Raw genomic sequence first — 25546 nt, 5'->3', positions numbered from 1 at the left:
GTCGGCGACCGCGGCGGGCGTCGGGTGGTCGAACACCAGGGTCGCGGGCAGCTTCAGACCGGTCGCAGCGCGCAGGCCGTTGCGCAGCTCCACGGCGGTGAGCGAGTCGAAGCCCAGGTCCTTGAACGCCCGGTCGGACCGGATGGCGTCGGCTCCGTCGTGCCCGAGCACCGCCGCCACCTGCGTCCGTACGAGGTCCAGCAGCAGGCCGTCGCGTTCGGCGTCGTCGGCCAGCGCCGCCAGCCTCCGCCGCAGCCCCGCGCCGCCGTCTCCGCCGCCCGCCGCGCCCGGACCCGCGACGCGGCGGCGCGAGGTGGGCGCCAGACCGCGCAGCATCCCCGGGAGCCGGTCGGCGGGACGTGTCCGCAAAGCGGCCGTGTCCAGGCGGAACGGCGCCAGCAGCGGCTCCCGCGTACGCAACGCGTCGTCCAGCAGCGCCAGTCCCTCTTCCTGCGACAGGGCGGGCAGGCCCATGCGCAGCATGCGCTTCCGGTCGGCCTCGGCCAGCTCGCCGAGCCCGGTGTCGGCCTCCCACAGGCCGAACGCCAGCGATGTCACCAGCAGTCCGGCCTGGTGGCGACGGCGGGCGAGCGCGTCCAGGAACACGTTCGCCGCGGCATAGTTGCCCTGCCCGGCGGCCAGTACGAGCCCGGCGAGCGAGGAGAACAGCACGAACGCCGACAGGTCGCGGTCGGCCGTCAGCTCGTGCAGGTTCCAGGCCCCGTCCACCTTGGGCCGCAGGACGGTGTCCATGCGCTCAGGGGTCAGCCCTCGCACCAGCCCGTTGTCCACGACACCGGCCGCGTGGACGACCGCGTCGACCGGATGCCGGTCCAGCACGGCGGCGAGCGCGGCACGATCGGCAACGTCGCACGCTTCGATGGCCACGTGCGCCCCGTGGGCCGCCAGTTCGGCGCGCAGTTCCGCCGCGCCCGGCGCGTTCTCGCCCCGGCGGCTGGTCAGGACGAGCCGCCGGACGCCGTGTGCCGTCACCAAGTGGCGAGCGACCAGGGCGCCGAGGCCACTGGTCCCGCCCGTGATCAGCACCGTGGACGCCTGACCCCAGGGGTCATGGGCCTCGTCCACCGCGGCGGCGGGCACCCGGGTGAACTCGGGAACGAGCAGCTCGCCGCCCCGGAACGCCATCTCGGGCGCGTCGACCAGGGGTGGCACGGTGTCCGTGTCGTCGAGGTCGAGGAGGAGGAACCGGCCCGGATTCTCCGCCGCGGCCGCCCGGACCAGACCCCATACGGGTGCCTGGCCCAGGTCGACGTCCTCGCCCTCGACCGGCACCGCACGACGGGTGACGACCGCGAGCCTCTCCTCGTCCTTGCCGTGGTCGGCCAGCCACTCCTGAAGTCGCGCCAGCACCTCGCCCAGAACCACGCGTACGGCCTCGGGGGTGTCCCCCGCCGCCCGCGGGACCTCGTACACCTCGACGGGTGTGTCCGGCGCGGGGTGGATGGCCGCCTTGGTCCAGGTGAGGGCGAACAGCGACTCGCGGTGGTCACCGCCCGCCCGCAGCTGCTCGGCCGAAACGGGCCTCGACGCCAGGTTCGCCACGGAGAGGACGGGCGCCCCGGTCTCGTCAGCGACCAGCACCTCCGTACCACCGTCCCCGCCCCGGTGCGACAGCCGGACGCGCAGCGCCGAGGCACCGGCCCGGTGGAGCGAGACGCCGCCCCAGGAGAACGGCAGCTCCGGCGCCCCGGCACCCTCGTCTTCGATCAGCCCGGCGTGCATCGCCGCGTCCAGCAGCGCGGGATGCACACCGAACCGGGCCGCCTCCGCCCCTTCCGGAAGCGCGACCTCGGCGAACACGACGTCATCGCCGCGCCGCCAGGCCGCCCTGAGCCCCTGGAAGGCCGGACCGTAGTCATAGCCACGGGCGAGGAGGGCCGCATAGGCACCGTCCACCGGAAGCGACGTCGCGTCGGCCGGCGGCCAGACGCTCAGGTCGGACGACGGTGGCGTGGCGGACGCGACGATGCCACCGGTCGCGTTACGGGTCCACGTCTCGTCATCGAGGGACGAGTAGATCTCGAGGGTGCGCGCGCCGGAGTCGTCCGGGCCACCCACCACGACCCGCACCGCCACGCCGCCCTTCTCGGGGACGACGAGGGGCGCTGCGAGCGTCAGCTCGTCGATCGCCTCGCACCCCACCTGGTGGGCGGCTTGCAGCGCGAGTTCGACCAGGCCGGTGCCGGGCAGCAGCAGGGTGCCCAGCACATCGTGGTCGGCGAGCCAGGGGTGGGTGTCGAGGGAGAGCCGCCCGGTGAACACGGCCCCGCCGGTGTCCGGCAGCACGACCCTCGCGCCCAGGAGCGGATGGTCGACCGTGTCGGCCCCGGCGAGGGTCGTGGGCTGCTCGATTTGCCAGTAGCGGGTGCGCTGGAAGGCGTACGTGGGCAGCTCCACGCGCCGGGCACCACGCCCCGCGAACACCGCGGCCCAATCCACCGGCACACCCACCGCATACAACCGCCCCACCCCGGCAAACACACTCTCCACCTCGGGACGATCCCGACGCAGCGCCGCCCCCATCGTGCCCTCGGCGGACTGCTGCGCCATCGCCGTCAGCACACCGTCCGGCCCCACCTCCAGGAACCGCGTCACGCCTTCATCCCGCAACGCACGTACGTCATCGGCGAACCGCACCGCATCCCGCACATGCCGCACCCAGTACTCCGCCGACGCCACGTCCTTCGTCAGGCGGATGGCCGGGGCGTGGTATTCCACGCCCTCCGCGACCTTGCGGAACTCCTCCAGCATCGGGTCCATCAAGGGTGAGTGGAACGCGTGCGAGACGGAGAGGCGGCGCGTCTTACGGTCACTGAAGTGGGCGACGACCGCCGTCACGGCGTCTTCGGCGCCCGAAATCACCACCGATGAGGGGCCGTTGACGGCGGCGATGCCCACGGCTCCGTCCAGCAGCGGCGCCACTTCCTCCTCCGTAGCCTGGATGGCCACCATGGCCCCGCCGGGTGGCAGCGCCCCCATCAGCTGTCCTCGCGCCGTGATCAACCGCGCGGCGTCGTCCAGGCTCAGCACTCCCCCGACATGGGCGGCGGCCAGTTCGCCGATGGAGTGACCGGCCAGGTAATCCGGGCGGATACCCCAGGACTCCAGCAACCGGAACAGGGCCACTTCCACGGCGAAGATGGCGGGCTGGGTGAACTCCGTGCGCTGCAATGCCGCCTCGTCATCACCCCACACCACCTCCTTCAACGGCAGCCCCGACGCTTCACCCACCGCGTCGAACGCCGCCGCGAAGACGGGGAAGGTGTCATACAACTCCCGCCCCATGCCCAGGCGTTGACTGCCCTGCCCGGTGAACAGGAACGCCACCTTGCCGCCCCCGCCCGAAACCACATCGCTGATCGTCTCCGATCCGATCAACACCGCACGATGCTCCAGCGCGGCACGCCCCGTCGCCGCCGAAAAAGCCACATCAAGCTGGTCGTGGTCCGCGGCGAATGCACGGATGCGCTGAATCTGGGCTTGGAGTGCGTGGTGCGTCTTCGCCGACACCACGATCGGCGCCACCGGGAGTTCGCGGCGCTCCTCGGGCCGGTCCTCGACCGGCGGGGCTTCCTCCACGATCACATGGGCGTTCGTTCCACTGATGCCGAAGGAAGAGACGCCCGCGCGGCGCGGACGCTCGCCACGCGGCCATTCCCTCGGCTCGGTCAGCAGCCGGACCTTGCCCGCGGACCAGTCCACCTGCGTGGTCGGCTCGTCCACGTGCAGGGTCCGTGGCAGCACACCGTGCCGTATCGCCTGCACCATCTTGATGATGCCCGCCACCCCGGCCGCGGCCTGGGTGTGGCCCATGTTGGACTTGATCGACCCCAGCCACAGCGGCTCCGCGCGATCCTGTCCGTACGTCGCCAGCAGCGCCTGCGCCTCGATCGGATCGCCCAGCGTCGTCCCCGTGCCATGCGCCTCGACCGCGTCCACATCGCCCGCCGACAACCCCGCGTTCGCCAGCGCCTGGCGGATCACGCGCTGTTGGGAGGGCCCGTTCGGGGCTGAGATGCCATTGCTGGCGCCATCCTGGTTGAGGGCGCTCCCCCGTACGACGGCCAGCACCGGGTGCCCGTTGCGGCGGGCGTCCGACAGCCGCTCGACCAGCAGCATGCCCACGCCCTCGCCCCACCCGGTGCCGTCCGTGGAGGACGAGAAGGACTTGCAGCGGCCGTCCGTCGCCAGACCGCGTTGTTCGCTGAAGTCGATGAACGACTGCGGCGTCCCCATCACGGTCACGCCGCCGACGAGGGCGAGTGAGCATTCGCCGGTACGCAGCGCCTGCGTCGCCCAGTGCATCGCCACCAGCGACGACGAGCACGCCGTGTCCACGGTCACCGCGGGGCCTTCGAGCCCGAGGGTGTAGGAGACGCGGCCGGAGACGAGGCTGCCGCCGCCGGTCCCGCCGGAGTAGTCGTGGTACATGACCCCGGCGAACACACCCGTCGGGGTGCCCTTCAACGTGCCCGGGTCGATCCCGGCGCGCTCCAGCGCCTCCCACGACACCTCGAGCAGCAAGCGCTGCTGCGGATCCATGTCGCGGGCCTCGCGGGGGCTGATGCCGAAGAAGTCGGCGTCGAACTCGGCCGCGTCGTGCAGGAACCCGCCGTCGCGCACATAGGTCTTGCCGGGTTTGCCGGGCTCGGGGTCGTAGATGTCCTCGACGCCCCAGCCACGGTCGGCCGGAAACTCCGAGATCGCGTCCACACCCTCGTCCACCAGCCGCCACAGCCCCTCGGGCGAATCCACCCCACCCGGATAACGGCACGCCATCCCGACGATGGCGATCGGCTCGTCGTCCAGCCGGGTTGCCACGGGCCCGACCGCCGCCTTCTCCACGGCGCCGGACAGCTCCGCCAGGAGGTGCCGGGCCAGCTCGCCGGGAGTCGGGTAGTCGAAGACGAGGGTGGCGGGCAGCCGGAGTCCGGTGGCGGCGCCCAGGAGGTTGCGCAGCTCGACCGCGGTGAGGGAGTCGAATCCCAGGTCACGGAAGGCGCGTTCGGGGTCGACGGCCTCGGCTCCGGCGAGGCGGAGGACGGTGGCGGCCTGGGAGCGGACGAGGCCGAGGAGTTCGGCGGTGCGCTCATCGTCCGTGAGCGCGGCCAGCCGCCGCCGTAGTGCTTCGGTCGCGGAGGCCGCGGTGTCGGCCGTGTCAGCGGCGCGGCGCGACCGGCCGCGGACGAGGCCGCGCAGGAGCGGCGGAGGCGTGTCGAAGGCCGCCGGGTCGAACCGGGCGGACACCAGCGCGGGTTCCGGCACACCGGCGGCGGCATCGAGCAGCGCGAGGCCCTCTTCCGTCGCCAGGGCACGCAGGCCCCCCTGGTCGATGCCGTCCGCCATGCCGTCTCCGGCCCACGGGCCCCAGGCCAGCGACAGCGCGGGGAGCCCGTTGGCGTGCCGGTGCGCGGCGAGGGCGTCCAGAAACGTGTTGGCGGCCGCGTAATTCCCCTGCCCGGGAGCGCCGAGGACACCGGCGACGGACGAGAAGAGCACGAACGCGCTCAACCCCATGCCGCGGGTGAGTTCGTGGAGATGCCACGCCGCGTCCGCCTTCGGGCGCAGTACGTGGTCGACGCGGCCGGGCGTCAGCGAGGGGATCACGCCGTCGTCCAGCACGCCCGCCGTGTGCACGACCCCGCCGATGGTCCGGCCGTCGAGCAGCGTGGCCAGGGCGTCGCGGTCGGCCACGTCGCACGCCGCCACCTCGGCCTCGGCTCCCCATGCGGTCAGCTCCTCGATCAGCTGGGCCGCGCCCGGCGCCTCCGGGCCGCGGCGGCTGGTCAGCAGCAGCCGCCGGACCCCGTGCCGGGTGACGAGGTGGCGGGCGACGGCGGCGCCGAGGGCGCCGGTGCCGCCGGTGATCAGGACGGTGCGTTCCGGATCCCATGCGGCGGTGTCCGGGCCGAGCGGCACCCTGACCAGCCGCGGTACGCGCATCTCGCCACCCCGGACGGACAGCTCGGGCTCGCCCACCTCCAGGAGGGCGCGGGGATCGATATCGGTGTCCGTGTCCACGAGGACGACGCGCCCGGGGTTCTCGCTCGCGGCGGCGCCCACCAGCCCCCGGACGGCGGCGTGGCCGAGGTCGGAGCCGTCGATCGCGCCGTGCGTGACGACGACGAGGGTGGCGTCGCGATCGGCCGCCGCCTGTACGGCTTCCAACGCGCCGTTGACCGCGGCGCGCACCGCGGACGGCGTGTCCCCGGTCGTCGGCGGGCAGTGGTGCACGGCCACCTCGGCGTCGTCGGCCACCGCCCGCCCGCCGGTGGCCGGGACCCACTCGACGCGGAAGAGGGCATCCGCGACCCGGGCCGAGGCCAGGGCGAGCCCGTCGGCGGTGACGGGACGCAGCGTCAGCGAGCCGACCGAGGCGACGGGCCGTCCCAGGGCGTCGGCCAGCTCCAGCGACACCGTGTCGTCGCCCCGGAGGCGCAGCCGGACCCGGGCGGCGGTGGCGCCTTCGGTGTGCAGAGTGACGTCCGACCAGGAGAACGGCAGGACCGTCGCACCATCGTCCGCGGCCAGGTCGAGCGCGTGCAACGCCGAGTCGAGCAGGGCGGGATGGAGGCCGAAGCGTCCGGCGTCGACGCCTGCCGGGAGGGCGATGTCGGCGAACACATCGTCGCCGCGCCGCCATGCCGTGCGCAGTCCCTGGAACGCGGGCCCGTAGTCCAGCCGTTCGTAGAGCCCTTCGGCGGCCAGCGGCTCGGCGTCGCGCGGTGGCCACGCGGCGAGGTCGTCGGACGGTTCACCGGCGTCGGATGCCAGGAACCCTTCGGCGTGCCGGACCCATTCGCGGTCGACGGGGGCATCGTCGGCACGGGAGTACACGGCCACCGGGCGGCGGCCGGACGCGTCCGGGGCGTCGACGGCGACCTGGAGGTGGACGCCGCCGTGTTCGGGGAGGATCAGGGGCGCGCCCAGGGTGAGTTCCTCGACGCGGCCGCATCCCACCTGGTCTCCGGCGCGTACGGCCAGTTCCACGTACGCGGTGCCGGGCAGCAGGACGGAGCCGAGCACGGTGTGGTCGGACAGCCAGGGGTGGGCTCCGGTGGCCAGCCGTCCGGTGAACACCACACCGTCAGAGCCGGGCAGCCGCACCATCGCGCCGAGCAGCGGGTGGTCGGGCCGGTCGAGGCCCGCGGAGGTGACGTCACCGCCCCGACCGCTCTTGTCGAGCCAGTAGCGGGCGCGCTGGAAGGCGTAGGTGGGCAGGTCGACGCGCCGGGCGCCCCGTCCGTCGAACACACCCGCCCAGTCGACGCGCAGGCCCGCGGCGTGCAGGTGGCCGAGGGCGGTGAGGACGGCGACGGGCTCGGGGGCACGGCGGCGCAGCGCCGGGACGAGCACGGCGGTGTCGGCGGAGGTGGTGAGGCACTGGCGGGCCATGGCGGTCAGCACACCGTCGGGTCCCAACTCCACGTACCGGGTGACGCCTTCGGCTTCCAGCCGGGACACCGCGTCCGCGAACCGGACCGTCCCGCGCACATGCCGCACCCAGTACTCGGCGGTGGCCACGTCGCCATCCGCCACCACCGGGATGCGGGGCTCGGCGTACGTCACCGTCTGGGCGACCCACCGGAAGTCCTCCAGCATCGGGTCCATCAGCGGCGAGTGGAACGCGTGGGACACCGTCAGACGGTTCGTCCTGCGCTCGCCGAGCCGTTCGAGGACCGCGGTGACGGCGTCCTCGGTGCCCGAGAGCACCACGGAGGTGGGGCCGTTGACGGCGGCGAGGTCCACCCGCTCGGTCAGATACGGCGCCACCTCGTCCTCGGTGGCCTCGACCGCCACCATCGCGCCCCCGGGCGGCAGCGCCCCCATCAGCCGCCCCCGCGCGGTGACCAGCGCGGCGGCATCATCCAGCGAGAACACCCCGGCCACATGCGCGGCGGCCAGCTCGCCGATCGAGTGACCGGCGACGAAGTCGGGCCGTACACCCCACGATTCCAGCAGCCGGAACAGCGCCACCTCCACCGCGAAGATGGCGGGCTGGGTGAACTCGGTGCGGTGCAGCGCCTCCTCGTCGCCCCACATCACCTCGCACACCGCCGGGTCGAGAACGCCGCACACCTCGTCGAAGGCGCGCGCGAAGACGGGGAATGCGGTGTGCAGCTCCCGGCCCATGCCGAGGCGCTGGCTGCCCTGTCCGGTGAACAGGAAGGCGGTCAATCCTGTCGTTCGAGCAACCCCACCGAGGGGCGCGTCGTCCGCCAGCGCGGTCAGCGCGCCCAGGATCTCGTCGCGGTCGCGGCCGACCACGACACTGCGGCGGGCGAGTGCGGCACGGCTGGTGGCGAGGGAGAAGCCCAGGTCCACGGGGTCGAGACCGGGTGTGTCCCGCAGGTGGTCGGCCAGCTGCCGGGCCTGGGCGCGCAGGGCGTCCGTGGTGTGGGCGGACAGGGGCAGCGGCACGGGCACGCCCGGGGTGGAGGGCCGCTCGGCGGGCAGGGGCTCGGAGACGGGGCCGGTGTCCGCCTGCTCGATGATGACGTGGGCGTTGGTGCCGCTGACTCCGAACGAGGAGATCGCGGCGCGGCGCGGACGGCCGGTGTCGGGCCAGGCGCGGGCCTCGGTGAGCAGGCGTACGCTCCCGGCATCCCAGTCGACTTCCGGTGTCGCCGCGTCGATGTGCAGGGTCTTCGGCAGGGTGCCGTGCCGGATGGCCTCGACCATCTTGATGACGCCCGCGACGCCCGCGGCGGCCTGGGAGTGGCCGATGTTGGACTTGATCGAGCCGAGCCACAGCGGGCGGTCCTCCGAGCGGTCCCGGCCGTACGTGGCGAGCAGCGCCTGCGCCTCGATCGGGTCGCCGAGCGAGGTCCCGGTGCCGTGCCCCTCCATGGCGTCGACATCGGCGGGCGTGAGTCCGGCCGCGGCCAGCGCCTGCTTGATCACGCGGCGCTGGGACGGGCCGTTGGGGGCGCTGAAGCCGTTGGACGCGCCGTCCTGGTTGACCGCCGAGCCGCGCACCACGGCCAGTACGGGGTGGCCGTGGCGGCGGGCGTCGGACAGCTTCTCCAGCAGCAGGACGCCCGCGCCCTCGCCCCAGCCGGTGCCGTCGGCGGAGGCGGCGAACGAGCGGCAGCGGCCGTCGGGCGAGAGCCCGCGCTGCTCGCTGAACTCGATGAACGTCTCGGGCGTGGCCATCACGCTGACGCCCCCGGCCAGCGCCAGGGTGCACTCGCCCGTACGCAGGGCCTGCGCCGCCCACTGCAACGCCACCAGCGACGAGGAGCAGGCGGTGTCCACGGTGACCGCCGGGCCCTCGAAGCCGAGGGTGTAGGCGACACGTCCGGACACCAGGCTGCCGTCGCTGCTGGTGATGCCGTAGTCGTGGTACATGGCACCGGCGAAGACACCGGTGCGGCTGCCGCGCAGCGACACCGGGTCCAGGCCCGCGCGTTCCACCGCCTCCCAGGTGATCTCCAGCAGCAGCCGCTGCTGGGGGTCCATGGTGAGGGCCTCGCGCGGGCTGATGCCGAAGAACTCGGGGTCGAAGTCGGCGGCGTCGTACAGGAAACCGCCGTGGCGTACGTAGCTCTTGCCGGGCTTTCCGGGTTCCGGGTCGTACAGGGTGCTCAGGTCCCAGCCGCGGTCGCCGGGGAACGGGCCGATGGCGTCGCGGCCCTCGGCGACCAGCGCCCACAGCCCCTCCGGGGAGGCGACACCACCGGGGAAACGGCAGGCCATGCCGATGATCGCGACGGGTTCCGTGGCGACACTCGCGGCGGTGCGCAGGCTCTCGTTGTCCCGCCGCAGCCGCTCGTTCTCGACGAGCGAGCCGCGCAGCGCCTCGACGATCTCCTCGACGTTGGCTTCCACCGTCGTCTCAGCCTCCGCTCACCGTCGTGGTCCGCGCGCCGGGCGCGCCGACCGTGTCAAGGAATGTGCCGAGCACCTCGGTGAAGCGTTCCGGTTCTTCGAGGTGCGGGGCGTGGCTGGAGTCTTCGAAGATCTCCCAGCGGGCGTTCGGAATGAGGTCCTGATAGGGGCGCACGGTGACCGGAGTGGCCTCGTCGTGGCGGCCGGAGAGGACCAGGGTGGGCACGTCGATGCGGGGCAGGTGGTCGATCACCCCCCAGTCGCGGAGGCTGCCGATGACGTGGAACTCGTTGGGCCCGTTCATGGTGCGGTAGACCGTCGGGTCGGTGACGGCCTCCAGGTACGAGGCCATGAGTTCGCCGGGCCACGGGTCGAGGCGGCAGACGTGGCGGCTGTAGAAGACCAGCATCGCCTCCAGGTACTCATCGCTGTCGGTGGTGCCCGCTGCCTCGTGGCGCCGCAGCGTGTCGTCCACGCCGGGTGGCAGCTGGGCGCGCAGCACATCCATCTCCGACAGCCACAGCGGGTAGGAGGCGGGGGCGTTGGCGACGACCAGGCCGCGCAGTCCGGCGGGCCGGGTCGAGGCGTGCCAGGCGGCGAGCATTCCGCCCCACGACTGCCCGAACAGGATGTAGTCGTCGGCGATGCCGAGCCGGTGCAGGAGGTTGTCCAGCTCGTCGCGGAAGAGCTGTGGGGTCCAGAAGCCGGGGTCCGCGTCCGGCAGATGGGTGGAGCCCCCGTTCCCCAGCTGGTCGTAGTGCACGACGGGCCAGCCGTGTTCGGCGAAGTCGGCCAGCCGGATCAGGTAGTCGTGCGTGGACCCGGGGCCACCGTGGACGACGACGAGGGCCGGGCGGCCCGACCCCGGCTGTCCGGTGACGCGGTACCAGGTCCGGTACTCCCGGAAGGGGACGGTTCCTTTGGCCGTTGGCGTGGGCGCCATGTCTCAAACCACCTCGGTTTTTCGGGTCCTGTGCGTAGGTCGCGGTGTCAATCGAGCGTCGTCAGCCACTCGTCGATGGTCCGGGCGGTCGTCGGGGCGTGCTCCTGCCCGAGCGAGAAGTGGTCGCCCGGCACGGTGCGCAGCGTGTGGTCCGGGTCCCAGGGCCGGGCCCTCATCTCGGCCCGGTCGACGCCCTCGGGCGGTTCCACGAACGGCTGGTCCGCCTGGACGAACAGGGTCGGCGCGGCCAGCGGTACGGGGGCGAAGTCCCCCAGCACGCCGAAGTAGTGCGGCATCGCCGACAGCCGTGCCGCGTCGTACGGTCCGTAGGCCGACTCCATCGCCAGCACCTCCCGCATGAGGTGGTCGAAGCCGAACTTCATCGCCGTGTCGTCGACGCGGAAGGTGTCGATGAGGACCAACCCGGCGGGTGGCACCTCCGCCACCTCCTCCAGGTGCCGGGCGAGGACGTGGCCGATGATGCCGCCGGAGGAGTAGCCGAGCAGGGCGAACGGCTCGCCCTCGGCCGCCTCCAACACGGCGTCGGCCAGGACCCGCGACAGAGCCTCGGCCGAACCGGGCAGCGGCTCGCCCCGGGCGAATCCGGGCAGCGGAAGGGCCGATACGTGGCGGACGTCCCGGAATTCCGCACCCAGCCGGGCATGCTGGTGCACACCGCCCGCCGCCATGGGCGTGGCCAGGCAGATCAGCCGGGTACGGCGCGGACCGTCGGCCAGCCGCACCGGCTTCGGGGCCCGGCCGAGGTCGCCGGGTACGGCGAACCGGGGCCGCAGCGCCGCGACCGCCGACATCAGCGCCAGCGCACCGGGAGTGTCACCGGCGTGGACGGCCCGCCGGAACAGGTCGGTGACGCTCTCGTCCGCCTCCGTCTCCTTCTCGGTCTGCGGCTGCGGTTCGGTGGCGGAGAGCCTGGCCAGCTCATCGGCGAGGAGACGGGCCAGCAGGGACGGGTTCTTGCTGTCGAACACCGCCGTCGCGGGCAGCCTCAGCCCGGTGGCGGCGTTCAGGGCGGTACGCAGCTCCATCGCGGTGAGCGAGTCGAACCCGGACTCCAGGAAGTCGCGTTCGGGGTCGACCGCTTCGGGACCGCTGTGCCCGAGCACGGTGGCGGCCAGGCTCAGCACCAGATCGCGCAGCGCTCCCTCCCGCCGTTCGGCGGGCAGGGCCGCCAGCTCACGCCGCAGCACCGCCGGATCGGCAGCCGCGGTACGGCGCCGCGTGGCCGGGACCAACCCGCGAAGCAGTACGGGGAGTTCGCCACCGCTCCCGCCGCGCAGCGCCCGCAGGTCCAGCCCCATCGGCACCAGCACCGATTCGGCGCGGGCGGACGCGGCGTCGAACAGCGCCAGACCTTCGGCCGCCGACAGCGCGGGCATGCCCTGGCGGCGCAGTCGCCGGAGGTCGGCCTCGCTCAGGCCGCCCGCCATGCCACCGATGTCCGCCCACAGCCCCCAGGCGAGGGACTGCGCGGGCAGCCCTTCGGCGTGGCGGTGCTGGGCGAGCGCGTCGAGGAAGGTGTTCGCGGCGGCGTAGTTGCCCTGGCCGGGTGCGCCGAGCACACCCGCAGACGACGAGAACAGCACGAAGGCGCCCAGGTCATGGCCGCGGGTGAGGTCGTGCAGGTTGAGCGCGCCGTCCACCTTCGGGCGCAGCACCTGGTCCAGGCTGCGCGGTGTCAGGTTGGCGATCAGGCCGTCGGCCAGCACCCCGGCGGTGTGCACGACGGCGCCGAGCGGGCGATCAGCGAGCAGCGCCTTCAGCGCCGCCCGGTCCGCCACGTCGCAGGCCGCGATCTCGACCGTGGCGCCGAGTCCGGTCAGCTCCTGGCGCAGGTCGGCCGCGCCCTCGGCGTCCATGCCGCGGCGGCTGGTCAGCAGCAGGTCGCGGACGCCGTGCTCGGTCACCAGATGGCGGGCGACGAGCGCGCCGAGGCCGCCCGTACCGCCGGTGATCAGCACGGTCCCGAGCCGGTCCCAGGCGGGTGGGTGTTCCGGATCCGTGGGGGTGCGCGCCAGGCGGGGTACGAGGATGTCGGTGTCCTGGACGCGTAGTTCCGGTTCGCCGGAGGCGATGGCCCGGGCGATCGTCTCCGGGTCATCGTGGCCATCCGTGTCGAGGAGCGCGAAGCGTTCCGGGTCCTCCGCGTGGGCGGCGCGGACCAATCCCCGTGCGGCGGCGTGGGCGAGGTGGTCGCCGCGGGTGACCACCATGAGCCTGCGGTCGGCGAACCGTTCGTCCGCGAGCCACGTCTGAAGGGCCCGGAGTGTGTCGCCGGTGACCGTTCTGACGTCGTCGGCGAGGTCGCCCGTGCCGCCGGGGAGTGTCCACGCGACCGTGGCGGGCACCGGGTCGGTGAGTTCCGCCAGGTCGGCGACCACCGTCCAGTCCGTTCCGACGGTGGCGGCGGAGGCGGGTGTCCACGCCACGTGGAAGAGGGAGTCGCCGGGCCGGGCGGGCGCCGGGGCGAGTTGTTCGGCCGACACCTCCCGCGCGATCAGCGACTCCACGAATGCCACGGGCCGCCCTTGGGCGTCGGCGATCCGTACTTCCGTCGCGCCCTCGCCCTTGGGCGTGAGCCGGACGCGCGCGGTCGTGGCGCCGGACGCGTACAGCCGCACTCCCTTCCACGCGAACGGCAACGCCGTCGCGTCGTCCTCACCCGTGCCGAGCAGCACCGCGTGCAGCGCGGAGTCCAGCAGGGCCGGATGCAGTACGAAACGCCCGGCGCCGGCCGCGTCGCCGAGCGCCACTTCGGCGAAGGTCTCGTCGCCGACGCGCCAGGCCGCCTTGAGCCCCTGGAACGCCGGGCCGTAGGCGAAGCCGATGTCGTGGAAACGGTCGTACGCGTCGTCGGTGGCGATTCTCGCCGACTCGGGCGGCGGCCACTCGCTCAGGTCGGAGGGCGGTGGCGCGGCGGTGTCCTCGGGCGTCAGCACACCCTCCGCGTGCAGGGTCCACGCCGCCTCCGCGCCGTCGGTGTCCTCGGCCTGCGCGTGGAGGGTGAGGGGGCGTCGTCCCGTGTCGTCGGCCGGTTCGCCGACCGTCAGCCGCAGCCGCACAGCGCCGCCCTCGGGCAGGGCCAGGGGCGCGTGCAGGGTCAGCTCTTCGAGGACGCGGCAGCCGACCTGGTCGCCCGCGCGTACGGCCATGTCGACGTACGCGGTCCCGGGCAGCAGCGTCGTACCGAGCACCGTATGGTCGGCCAGCCAGGGCTGGGTGTCCGTCGACAGCCGCCCGGTGAACACCACGGTCTCGGAGCCCGGAACCGCGACTTCTGCGGTCAGGAGGGGGTGGTCGAGCGTGGTGAGGCCCAGGGACGCCGCGTTTCCGCCCTCCCCGGCCACCGGCGCCGACAGCCAGTAACGGCTGCGCTGGAAGGCGTAGGTGGGCAGGTCGACGCGGTGTGCTCCCCGTCCCGCGAAGAGGGCCGTCCAGTCGGGAGAGGCGCCCGTGGTGTGCAGTTGCGCGATCGCCGTCAGCAGCGTTCCGGCCTCGGGGCGATCGCGGCGCAGGGCGGCCGCTGTCGTGGCGTCGGGCGCCGTCTGCCGGGCCATGGCGGTGAGGATGCCGTCCGGCCCGATCTCCAGGAACCGGGTCACGCCCTCGCTCTCCAGACGGCTCACATCATCGGCGAACCGCACCGCATCGCGCACATGCCGCACCCAGTACTCGGCCGATGCCATGTCCTTGACCAGCCGGATTTCCGGGCGCCGGTAGGTGACGGCCTCGGCCACCTTGCGGAAGTCCTCCAGCATCGGGTCCATCAACGGCGAATGGAACGCATGTGAGACCGACAGACGGCTCGTCTTACGGTCCGTGAACCGCGCGGCCACCGCCGCCACCGCATCCTCAGCACCCGACACCACCACCGACGACGGACCGTTGACCGCCGCGATCCCCACCTCACCGGTCAGCAGCGGCGCCACTTCCTCTTCGGTCGCCTGGATTGCCACCATGGCTCCGCCGGGCGGCAGCGCGCCCATCAACCGTCCCCGGGTCGTGATCAGTTGTGCGGCGTCCTCCAGACTCAGCACACCCGCCACATGGGCCGCCGCCAGCTCCCCGATCGAGTGGCCGACGAGGAAATCCGGGCGAAGCCCCCAGGACTCGACCAGCCGATACAGCGCCACTTCCAGGGCGAAGATCGCGGGCTGGGTGAACTCCGTACGGTGCAGCGCCTCCTCGTCATCACCCCACATCACCTCCTTCAGCGGCAGCCCCGACGCCTCACACACCGCGTCGAACGCCGCCGCGAAGGCCGGGAAGGTGTCGTACAACTCCCGCCCCATTCCGAGGCGTTGGCTTCCCTGCCCGGTGAACAGGAACGCCACCTTGCCCTCACGGGCCCTTCCGGTGACGACGGAGGGCGACGGGGTTCCCTGGGCCAGCGCGGTGAGGCCCGCGAGGAGGCCCGTACGGTCCGTACGGCCGTCGGCGACGATCGCCGCCCGGTGTTCAAGGGCCGCGCGGCCGGTGGCCAGCGAGAAGGCCACGTCCGCGGGGGCCAGGTCCGGTCGTTCGCCCAGGTGGGAGTGGAGGCGTTCGGCCTGAGCGCGCAGCGCCTCCTGGCTCCTGCCGGACAGCGTCCACAGGACGGGCCCCGCCACGGTCGGAACGGCCTCCTCCTCGGCCTCGACGGGCGGCGCCTCCTCGATGATGACGTGGGCGTTCGTCCCGCTGATACCGAAGGAGGAGACGCCCGCGCGGCGCGGTCGCCCCTCGTCCGGCCACTCCCGTGCCTCGCTGAGCAGCCGGACCTCGCCCGCCGCCCAGTCCACCTGCGGTGTCGGCTCGTCCACGTGGAGCGTCCTCGGCATGACGCCGTGCCGCATCGCCTGGACGACCTTGATGATGCCCGCCACGCCCGCCGCGGCCTGGGTGTGGCCGATGTTGGACTTGATCGAGCCGAGCCACAGCGGGCGGTCGTCCGGGCGGTCCTGGCCGTACGTGGCGAGCAGGGCCTGCGCCTCGATCGGATCGCCGAGCGTCGTACCCGTGCCGTGCCCCTCGACCAGATCGACCTGGTCGGCGGAGATCCGGGCGTGGGCCAGGGCCTGCTTGATCACACGTTGCTGGGAGGGGCCGTTGGGGGCGGTCAGGCCGTTGCTGGCGCCGTCCTGGTTGATCGCCATGCCCCGTACCACCGCCAGCACCGGGTGGCCGTTGCGGCGGGCGTCCGACAGCCGCTCGACCAGCAGCATGCCCACGCCCTCGCCCCAGCCGGTGCCATCGGCGGCCGCCGCGTACGACTTGCAGCGGCCGTCGGGCGCCAGCCCGCGTTGATGGCTGAACTCGATGAACGTCTCGGGCGTCGCCATCACCGTGACACCACCCGCGAGCGCGAGCGAGCACTCCCCCGACCGCAGCGCCTGGACCGCCGAGTGCAGGGCCACCAGCGAGGACGAGCAGGCGGTGTCGACGGTGACGGCCGGGCCCTCCAGGCCGAGGGCGTAGGCGACGCGGCCGGAGGCGATGGCGCCCGTGCTGCTGTTGTAGGTGTAGTCGTGGTACATCATCCCGGCGAACACACCGGTCGGGCTGCCCTTCAGCGTCGTCGGGTCGATCCCCGCCCGCTCCAGCACCTCCCACGACGCCTCCAGCAGCAGCCGCTGCTGCGGGTCCATGACCATCGCTTCGTTCGGGGCAATCCCGAAGAACTCGGGATCGAAGTCGGCCGCGTCGTACAGGAACGCCCCTTCCCGGCTGTACGTCTTGCCGGGGCGCCCGGGCTCGGGGTCGTAGATGGCCGTCTCGTCCCAGCCGCGGTCGGTGGGGAACCGTGAGACGGCGTCGGTCCCGTCGGCGACCAGCCGCCACAGCTCCTCGGGCGAGGCCGCGCCGGGGTAGCGGCAGCTCATCGCCACGATCGCGATGGGTTCGCGGGAGGCGGCCTGGAGGGCGCGGTTGCGGGCGCGCAGACTCTCGGTCTCCTTGAGCGACGCGCGCAGCGCCGCCACGAGTTTGTGGTCGGTGTCGGCCATCGTGTCCTCAGGCTTCCCGCGTCGCGTCGTCGTCCAGGGCGGCCAGGGTCGTGTCCTGGAGCGCCATGCTGATGAGGGTTTCGGTGTCCATCGCGTCGATCGCGTCCTGCTGCTCCGCCGCCGGCGCGGCCGTGGCGGGGGCGGAAACACCGGCGAGTTCGAGCAGGGTGTCCATCAGCCCCGCGTCGTGCAGCCGGGTGAGCGGGATCGAGGCGAGCAGGCGGCGGACCGTGTCGTCCTCGGCGCCGGTGTCACCGTCGGCGGGGGCGGGCGCCAGTTCCGTCGCGAGGTGTTCGGCCAGCACCCGGGCGTTGGGGTAGTCGAAGATCAGGGTGGGGGGCAGCCGCAGCCCGGTGGCGGCGTTGACGGCGTTGCGGAATTCGACCGCGCCCAGCGAGTCGAATCCGAGGTCGCCGAAGGCCCGCCCGGGTTCGATGGCCTCCGGGCCCGCGTGTCCCAGCACGGCCGCCGCATGGGTACGGACGAGGGTGAGCAGGTCGTCGTACCGCTCGTCGGCGGGCAGTGCGGCGAGCCGCTGCCGCAGCGCGGCGGCCCTGCCCTCGTCGTGCCGATCCGACACGGCACGCCGCGAGGAGCCGCGTACCAGGCCGCGCAGCATCGGGGGCGCCTCGGCCGCGTTCAGCGCCTTGGTGTCCAGACTCATCGGGACCAGTACGGGGGTGGCGAGTGCGGTGGCCGTGTCGAAGAGCTTCAGCCCTTCGGCGGGCGACAGCCCCGTCAGCCCCGTACGGACGATCCGCTGCCGGTCGTGGTCCGCCAGTTCCCCGGCCATACCGGCGTCGGTCGCCCACAGGCCCCAGGCCAAGGACTGGGCGGGCAGGCCCTGGGCGCGGCGGTGTATGGCCAGGGCGTCCAGGAACGCGTTGGCCGCCGCGTAGTTGCCCTGCCCCGGCGAGCCGATCGCACCCGCCGCCGAGGAGAACAGGACGAACGCGCTCAGCTCCCTCTCGCGCGTCAGCTCGTGCAGATGCAGCGCCGCGTCCACCTTCGGACCCAGCACCCGGTCCATCCGCTCCAGCGTCAGGGACGCGATCACCCCGTCGTCCAACACCCCCGCCGCGTGCACCACACCCGACAGCTCCCGGCCCGCCAACAGCCCCGCCAGCGCCTCGCGGTCGGCCACGTCACACGCGGCCACCTCCACCTCGGCGCCCAGCCCGGTCAGCTCCGCCACCAGCTCCGCCGCGCCCGGTGCGTCCGCCCCGCGGCGGCTGGTGAGCAGCAGCCGCCGCACACCGTGTCCGGTCACCAGATGGCGCGCCACCAGTCCGCCCAGCGCACCCGACGCGCCCGTGACCAGCACCGTGTCGCCGAAGACGGACGACGGTTCGGACTCCGTCACCGAGGCGGCCCGCAACCGCGGCACGTAGACCTTTCCGTCCCGGACGGCCACCTGCGGCTCCCCCGCCGCGAGCGCCAGCGCGATGTCCGCCTCGTCCTCCGCACCGGCCGCGTCGATCAGGACGAACCGCCCCGGATCCTCGGACTGGGCGCTGCGCACCAGGCCCCATACCGCCGCACCGGCCAGGTCGGTGATGTCCTCACCGGCCACCGACACGGCGCCGCGGGTGACGACCGCCAGGGTGCCGGTCTCCGACTGGAGCGCCGTCAGGGCGGATTGCAGCGTGGCCCGGACATCATCGCTCTCGGCTCGCCACACGGTGATGTCACCAAGCCCCTGTGGGGCCGCCTCCACGGGTGTCCATTCCACCTGGAACAGCGAGTCGACGCGGGCGAGCGACGGTGTCGTCATCGGCCGCAGGGTCAGGGAGTTCACGGAGATGACGGGTCGGCCCGTGCCGTCCACGGCGTCCAGGGTGACCTGGTCCCGACCGGACGACGCGACCCGTACGCGGAGCACATCGGCGCCGGAGGCGTGCAGTTCCACGCCCGTCCAGGCGAAGGGAAGGACGACACGGTCGTCGGCCGACAGCAGCGGGATCGTGTGCAGCGCCGCGTCCAGCAGCGCCGGGTGCAGCCCGAAACGGTCCGCCGCGCCGGGCAGCACGACCTCGGCGAACACCTCGTCGCCGCGCCGCCAGGCGGCCTTGAGCCCCTGGAAGGCCGGCCCGTACGCCACGCCGGCGTCCGCGAGCGCCTCGTACAGACCCGCCACTTCGACGGGCTCCGCCCCGGGCGGCGGCCACTGCACCCTCTCCTGCGCACCGTCGCCGGTGGCCGGGGCCAGTGTTCCGGCGGCGTGGCGGGCCCAGGGCTGATGGACCTCGTCCTCGCCGCGCGAGTACACCTCGACCGGGCGGTGGCCGGCACCGTCGTCCGGCCCGACCAGCACCTGAAGGGCCACGGCGCCGCGTTCCGCGAGGACCAGTGGCGCCTCGATCGTCAGTTCCTCGATCCGGCCGCATCCCACTTCGTCGCCCGCGCGGACGGCCAGCTCGATAAAGCCCGTACCGGGGAAGAGGAGCCCGCCACCGACGGCATGGTCGGCGAGCCAGGGCTGTGTCCCGGGCGACAGCCGCCCGGTCAGCACGGTCTGATCCGTGCCCGCGACCCCGACCGCCGCGTCCAGCAGCGGATGGTCCGACGCCTCCGCCCCGCGCCCCGACTCCAGCCAGTACGACTGCCGCTGGAAGGGGTAGGTCGGCAGATCGACACGCCGTGCCCCGCGGCCGCCGAGAACGGCCCTCCAGTCGACGCGGACTCCGGCGGTGAACAGCCGCCCGACCGCGGTGAACAGGCTTTCCGTCTCGGGATGGTCGCGGCGCAGCGCCGCCGCCATCGTGCCCTCGGCGGTCTGCTGGGCCATCGCCGTCAGTACGGCGTCCGGGCCGATCTCCAGGAACCGGGTGACACCTTCGTCCCGCAGGACGCGTACATCGTCGGCGAACCGCACGGTGTCCCGCACATGCCGCACCCAGTACTCCGCCGACGCCATGTCCTTCGTGAGCCGGATGGCCGGTTCGTGGTACGTGACGCTCTCGGCGACCTCCCGGAAGTCTTCCAGCATCGGGTCCATCAGCGGTGAGTGGAACGCGTGCGAGACCTTCAGCCGGGCCGTCCTGCGGTCGCCGAACCGCTCGGCGAGCGCGGTCACGGCGTCCTCGGCGCCGGAGACGACCACGGCTGCCGGGCCGTTGACGGCCGCGAGCCCGACCCGTTCGCCGAGGAGCGGGGTGATCTCCTCCTCGGTGGCCTGGATGGCCACCATGGCGCCACCCGGCGGCAGCGCCTGCATCAGCTGTCCGCGCGCCGTGATCAGCCGGGCCGCGTCGGCGAGGCCGAACACCCCGGCCACATGCGCCGCCGCCACTTCGCCGATGGAGTGCCCGGTCAGCACGTCCGGTGTGATGCCCCACGACTCCATCAGCCGGAACAGCGCCACTTCGAGCGCGAAGACGGCGGGCTGGGTGAACTCGGTGCGTTCCAGTGCGACTTCGTCGCCCCACATCACCTCGCGCAACGGCATGTCGAGCGCGTCGCACACCTCGTCGAACGCCGCCGCGAACGCCGGGAACGTGTCGTACAGCTCCCGGCCCATCCCCACCCGCTGGCTGCCCTGCCCGGTGAACAGGAACGCCAGCCTGCCTTCGGTGACCGACCCTCTGACGGTCTCGGACGATCCGATCCGTACCGCGCGGTGCTCCAGCACGGCCCTGCCCGTCGCGGCCGAGTACGCCACGTCCAGCGCGTCCTGCCCGACGGAGGTCATCCGGTCGAGCTGGGCGTCCAGCGCCGCCCGGGTCCGGGCCGACACCACCAGCGGGACGACAGGCAACTCCCGCCGCTCCGCGGGGGTTTCCTCGGTCGGCGGGGCTTCTTCGATGATGGCGTGGGCGTTGGTGCCGCTGATGCCGAAGGAGGACACGCCCGCGCGGCGCGGGCGGTCGCCGCGTGGCCACTCCCGCGCCTCGGTGAGCAGCCGGACCTCGCCCGCCGCCCAGTCCACCTGTGGTGTCGGCTCGTCCACGTGGAGTGTCCTCGGCAGGACGCCGTGCCGCATCGCCTGGACCATCTTGATGACGCCCGCCACACCGGCCGCCGCCTGGGTGTGGCCGATGTTCGACTTGATCGAGCCCAGCCACAAGGGTTCCGCGCGGTCCTGACCGTACGTGGCGAGCAGCGCCTGCGCCTCGATCGGATCGCCCAGCGTGGTGGCCGTGCCGTGCGCCTCGACCGCGTCCACCTCGGCTGGCGCCAGGCCCGCGTTGGCCAGCGCCTGCCGGATCACCCGCTGCTGGGAGGGGCCGTTGGGGGCGGTCAGGCCGTTGCTGGCGCCGTCCTGGTTGGTCGCGGTGCCCCGTACGACCGCCAGGACGGGATGACCGTTGCGGCGGGCGTCCGACAGCCGCTCCACCAGCAGCATGCCCACGCCCTCGCCCCAGCCGGAGCCGTCGGCCGCGGCGGCGAAGGACCGGCACCGGCCGTCCCGCGACAGGCCACGCTGCTCGCTGAACTCGATGAAGTTGTCGGGTGTGGCCATCACGGTGACGCCGCCCGCGAGGGCGAGCGAGCATTCGCCCGACCGCAGCGCCTGGGCGGCCAGGTGCAGGGCGACCAGGGAGGACGAGCAGGCGGTGTCGACGGTGACGGCCGGGCCCTCGAGCCCGAGGGTGTAGGCGACGCGGCCGGAGACGATGGCGCCCGTGCTGCTGTTCTGGCTGTAGTCGTGGTACATCATCCCGGCGAACACACCGGTCGGGCTGCCCTTCAGCGTCGTCGGATCGATTCCGGCGCGCTCCAGCACCTCCCAGGAGGTCTCCAGCAGCAGCCGTTGCTGCGGGTCCATGACCATCGCCTCGTTCGGTGCGATCCCGAAGAAGCCGGGGTCGAACTCGGCCGCGTCGTACAGGAATCCGCCCTGGTCGACGTAGCTGGTCCGCGGCCGGGTGGCCGTGGGGTCGTAGATCCGCTCCAGTTTCCAGCCCCGGTTGTCGGGGAAGGCCGAGATGGCGTCGGTCCCGCCGTCCACCAGCCGCCACAGGTCCTCCGGCGAGGCCACCCCGCCGGGATAGCGGCAGGCCATGCCGATGATGGCGATGGGATCGTCGTCGGCCGGGGTCACGACCGGCCGGACGTGGCGCTCGTTCACGGTCCCCGACACCTCGTCCAGCAGATGGCGGGCGAGGACGGCGGGAGTCGGGTAGTCGAACACCAATGTGACGGGGAGCTTCAGACCCGTCGTCTGGCCCAGCGCGTTGCGCAGCTCCATCGCGGCCAGCGAGTCGACCCCCAGATCGCGGAACGCACGCTCCGGGTCGACGGCCTCCGGCCCGGCGTAGCCGAGCGTCGTGGCGGCCTGGCCGCGGACCAGGGTCAGCAGCGTCTCCAGCCGCTGGTCCTCGGACAGGCCCACCAGCCGCTGGCGGAGCCCGTCCGCGTCGGCCCGGTTCCGGGCGGTGCCGCGGGTGACGACGGGCACCAGCCCGCGCAGCAGCTCCGGCACCGAGCCGCTCGCGCGGACCGCCGCGAGGTCCAGTTTCACGGGGACGACCGCGGCGGGTGCGTCCGCGCGTGCCGTGTCCCCTCGTACGGCGTCCGCGCGTGCGGCCACATCCGTGCGTAGGGCCGCGTCCGCGCGCACCGCCGCGTCGAAGAGTGCCAGGCCCTCGCGGTGGGACAGCGGGAGGATGCCGCCGCGGGTCATCCGGGACCGGTCGGCGTCGCCCAGGCTTCCGGCCATCCCCGAGCTGGTCTGCCACACGCCCCACGCCAGGGACAGCGCGGGCAGCCCCTGGGCGCGGCGGTGTGCGGCCAGGGCGTCCAGGAACGCGTTGGCCGCCGCGTAGTTGCCCTGTCCCGGCGAGCCGATGACCCCGGCGGCCGAGGAGAACAGCACGAACGCGCTCAGGTCCATCTCGCGCGTCAGCTCGTGCAGATGGAGCGCCGCGTCCACCTTCGGACGCATCACCCGGTCCACCCGCTCGGGTGTCAGCGACGCGATCACCCCGTCGTCCAGCGCCCCCGCCGCGTGCACCACAGCCGACAGCTCCCGGCCCGCCAGCAGCGCCGCCACGGCCTGGCGGTCCGCGACATCACACGCGGCCACCTCCACCTCGGCCCCCAGGCCGGTCAGCTCCGCCACCAGCTCCGCCGCGCCCGGTGCGTCCGCGCCCCGGCGGCCGGTCAGCAGCAGCCGTCGTACGCCGTACTCGGTGACGAGATGCCGGGCCATCAGGGCGCCCAGCACCCCCACCCCGCCCGTGATCAGCACCGTGTCGCCGAACACCGGCGCCTCCGGTTCGTCCTCCGTCCGCGGTGTTTCCGCGAGTCGGGCGAGCCGAGGGGCGTAGAGGGTGTTGCCGCGCACCACGATCCGGGGTTCCCCGGTCGCGCAGGCGGACGCGATGACGGCGTCGTCGTCCGCCCCGTCGGTGGCATCCAGGTCCACCAGGACGAACCGGCCGGGGTCCTCGGTCTGGGCGCTGCGGACCAGGCCCCAGACCGCCGCCGCGGCCAGGTCGGGGGCGTCCTCGCCGGTCACCGGGACCGCGCCCCGCGTGACCACCGCCAGTCGCGAGGCGGCGGACTGGAGCGCCTCCAGCGCCCGGTTCACCGCCGTACGCACATCGGACCCGGCGGCGACGCGCAGCACTTCCGTGTCGGTGGCCGTGTCGGTGACCGTTTCCCCGCCGGTGGGGAGCGGGGCCAGGGCGACATGGAAGAGCGATTCGGTGCGGGGTTCGGTCCGTACGGCGGTGAGCGGCCGCAGCACCAAGGAGTCGACGGTGGCGACAGGTTGGCCGGTGGCGTCGCCGATCGTCAGGGCCGCGACGCCGTCCTGTCGCGGGGTGACGCGCACCCGCAGCGCGGCCGCGCCGGAGGCGTGCAGTTCCACGCCCGACCAGGAGAACGGCAGCAGGGCCGCGTCCCCTGCCCCCGCCGGGGAGAGGCCGATCGCGTGGAGGCCCGCGTCGAGCAGGGCCGGGTGCAGACCGAAGGCATCCGGCTCGGCGTCGTCCGGCAGGGCGATCTCGGCGAACACCTCGTCGCCGGACCGCCAGGCCGCCCGTAGTCCCTGGAAGGCCGGCCCGTACGCCAGGCCCAGGTCGACCAACTCCCCGTACAGGGCGGTGACATCCAGGTCCATCGGCTCGGCCCCGGGTGGCGGCCAGGCGGTCAGGTCACCGCCACCTGCCGAGGTGGCCGCGGTCAGCACACCGGTGGCATGCCGGTTCCAGGGCAGGTCGAGCGCGTCCTGCTCACGCGCGTACACCGTGACCGCGTGGCGGCCCGCCTCGTCCGCCGCGCCGACGACGACCTGTACGGCCACCCCGCCACGTTCGGTGAGGACCAGGGGCTCGTGGAGGGTCAGTTCCTCGATCCGGCCGCAGCCGACCTCGTCGCCCGCGCGCACCGCCAGCTCCACGAACCCGGTGCCGGGGAAGAGGACCGATCCGTCGATGACGTGGTCGGCCAGCCAGGGCAGGGCGCCGATCGACAGCCGTCCGGTGAGCACCACCTCGTCCGAGTCCGCGAGCATGACCATCGCACCGAGCAGCGGGTGGCCCAGCGCACCCAGCCCCATCGAGACCGCGTCGGCGCCTCCCACCGGATCGGTCAGCCAGTACCGGCGGTGCTGGAAGGCGTACGTCGGCAGCTCCACCTGCCGGGCCCCGGTCCCGGCGAACACCTTCTCCCAGTCGACGTCCACGCCATGGGTGTGGGCCTGGGTGAGGACGGTCAGGAAGCGGTCCAGGCCACCGTCGTCGCGGCGCAGGGTGCCGATCGCGGTGTGTTCCATGCTGGGTGCCAGCACCGGATGGGCGCTGGCCTCGATGAACACATCCATGCCGCGCTCGGTGAGCAGGCCGATCACCCGGTCGAACTCCACGGTCTGCCGCAGATTCCGGTACCAGTAGCCCGCGTCCAGCTCCACGGTGTCCATGAGGTCGCCGGTCACGGTGGAGTAGAAGGGGATGTGTGCGGGGCGGGGTTGGATCGGCGCCAGCACCTCCAGCAGTTCCTGCTCGATCCGCTCCACCTGCGCCGAGTGCGAGGCGTAGTCCACCGGGATCCGCCGCGCCCGCACCTCCTCCGCCTCACACGCGGCGATCAGTTCCTCCAGCGCGCCCACCTCGCCCGAGACCACCGTCGAGGCGCCACCGTTCACCGCCGCGATGGACATCCGGTCCCCCCACCGGGAGAGCCGCCGTTCCGCCTCCTCCCGGGGCAGCGCCACCGACACCATCCCGCCCTGGCCGGACAGCGCGGGCAGCGCCCTGCTGCGCAACGCCACCACCCGGGCCCCGTCCCGCAACGACAGCGCTCCGGCCACGGTCGCCGCGGCGATCTCCCCCTGGGAGTGGCCGACCACCGCGACGGGCTCCACGCCGTAGTGCCGCCACAGCCCCGCGAGCGACACCATCACGGCCCACAGCACGGGCTGGACCACATCGACCCGTTCCAACATGGCCTCGTCGCCCAGCGCTTCGCGGAGCGACCAGTCCACGAAGGGCGCCAGCGCCTCTTCGCACGCCGCCATCCGCTCCGCGAACACCTCGGACGACGCGATCAGCTCGACCGCCATCCCCACCCACTGCGACCCCTGCCCCGGGAACACCATCACCGGGCCGGTCGCGGAGCGGGCCGACACCACCGGGGCCTGTCCCTGCGCCACGGCGGCGAGGCCCTGCGCGATCTCCTCCCCCCGGGCGCCCACCACCGCGGCCCGGTACGCGTACGGCGCCCGCCGTGTCGCCGGACACCCCACGTCCGCCGGACGCGACTCCCCCGCCTCCACTCCCGCAGCCGCGCCGCGTACGCGCGC

General features: G+C 73.4%; 4 protein-coding genes. All 4 read right to left on the bottom strand.

Annotated features, from left to right (window positions below; all coding sequences use genetic code 11):
- Window positions 1-9852: type I polyketide synthase (locus SSOG_RS39600; protein WP_009719943.1), on the bottom strand; the 9852-nt coding region annotated here is incomplete at its 3' end.
- A gap of 7 nt (window positions 9853-9859) precedes the next feature.
- Window positions 9860-10795, bottom strand: a complete 936-nt coding sequence (locus SSOG_RS39595; protein ID WP_009719942.1) for a proline iminopeptidase-family hydrolase — start codon at window positions 10793-10795, stop codon at window positions 9860-9862.
- Between the two features lie 47 nt (window positions 10796-10842).
- Window positions 10843-16773, bottom strand: coding sequence for an SDR family NAD(P)-dependent oxidoreductase (locus SSOG_RS49740; protein ID WP_425385475.1), 5931 nt, complete (start codon window positions 16771-16773; stop codon window positions 10843-10845).
- A gap of 31 nt (window positions 16774-16804) precedes the next feature.
- On the bottom strand, window positions 16805-25519 hold the full coding sequence (locus SSOG_RS56865) for a type I polyketide synthase (RefSeq protein ID WP_009719940.1): 8715 nt from the start codon (window positions 25517-25519) through the stop codon (window positions 16805-16807).
- Window positions 25520-25546 lie beyond the last annotated feature (27 nt).

The sequence above is a fragment of the Streptomyces himastatinicus ATCC 53653 genome (assembly GCF_000158915.1).
Lineage (GTDB): Bacteria > Actinomycetota > Actinomycetes > Streptomycetales > Streptomycetaceae > Streptomyces > Streptomyces himastatinicus.
The sequence above is the reverse complement of the archived record's forward strand: the minus strand, read 5'-3'. Positions and strand labels throughout refer to the sequence as shown.

Excerpts from the sequence above, each read along its gene's own strand:
- SSOG_RS39595 (WP_009719942.1), bottom strand. The coding sequence starts at position 10,795 with ATGGCGCCCACGCCAACGGCCAAAGGAACCGTCCCCTTCCGGGAGTAC.